Consider the following 1191-nt stretch of genomic DNA (forward strand, 5'->3'; position numbering starts at 1 on the left):
GCGATGATCTTGGCCACGACGCCGGCGCCGACGGTCTTGCCGCCTTCACGGATGGCGAAGCGCAGGCCTTCTTCCATGGCGATCGGGTTGATCAGCTTGACGGTGATCGACACGTTGTCGCCTGGCATGACCATTTCCTTGCCTTCTGGCAACTCGATCGCACCGGTCACGTCCGTCGTGCGGAAGTAGAACTGGGGACGGTAGTTGTTGAAGAAAGGCGTGTGGCGGCCGCCCTCGTCCTTGCTCAGAACGTAGATCTCGCCGGTGAAGTGCGTGTGCGGCTTGATGGAGCCGGGCTTGCACAGCACCTGGCCGCGCTCGACGTCTTCGCGCTTGGTGCCGCGCAGTAGGATACCAACGTTGTCGCCGGCCTGGCCCTGGTCCAGCAGCTTGCGGAACATTTCCACGCCGGTGCAGGTGGTCTTTTGCGTGTCCTTGATACCGACGATTTCGATTTCTTCGCCGACCTTGATCACACCGCGCTCGACACGGCCGGTCACGACGGTGCCGCGGCCGGAGATGGAGAACACGTCTTCCACGGGCATCAGGAAGGCGCCGTCAACAGCGCGCTCGGGCAGGGGAATGTAGGTGTCCAGGGCTTCGGCGAGCTTGAAGATCGCACCTTCGCCGAGTTCGCCCTTGTCGCCTTCCATGGCCAGCTTGGCCGAGCCGTGGATGATGGGGGTCTTGTCGCCGGGGAAGTCGTACTTGTCCAGCAGTTCGCGCACTTCCATTTCAACGAGCTCGAGCAGTTCGGCGTCGTCGACCATGTCGCACTTGTTCAGGAACACGATGATGTAAGGAACACCCACCTGGCGGGCCAGCAGGATGTGCTCACGGGTCTGGGGCATGGGACCGTCGGCGGCCGAGCACACCAGGATCGCGCCGTCCATCTGGGCGGCGCCGGTGATCATGTTTTTCACATAGTCGGCATGGCCTGGGCAGTCCACGTGGGCGTAGTGGCGGTTGGCCGTTTCGTATTCGACGTGGGCGGTGTTGATCGTGATGCCGCGCGCTTTTTCTTCCGGTGCCGCGTCAATTTGGTCGTAGCCCTTGGCTTCGCCGCCGAACTTCGATGCCAGAACGGTCGTGATCGCCGCCGTCAGCGTCGTCTTGCCGTGGTCCACGTGGCCAATCGTGCCTACGTTGACGTGCGGCTTGGTCCGCTCAAATTTGCCTTTTGCCATTTTT

General features: G+C 62.0%; 1 protein-coding gene. It reads right to left on the reverse strand.

Annotated elements, in window-relative coordinates; translation table 11 throughout:
* On the reverse strand, positions 1-1187 hold a 1187-nt coding region (tuf, locus tag PMI15_RS19570; RefSeq protein WP_036840184.1), incomplete at its 3' end, for an elongation factor Tu.
* Positions 1188-1191: the final 4 nt, after the last annotated feature.

Source organism: Polaromonas sp. CF318 (genome assembly GCF_000282655.1).
GTDB lineage: Bacteria > Pseudomonadota > Gammaproteobacteria > Burkholderiales > Burkholderiaceae_C > Polaromonas.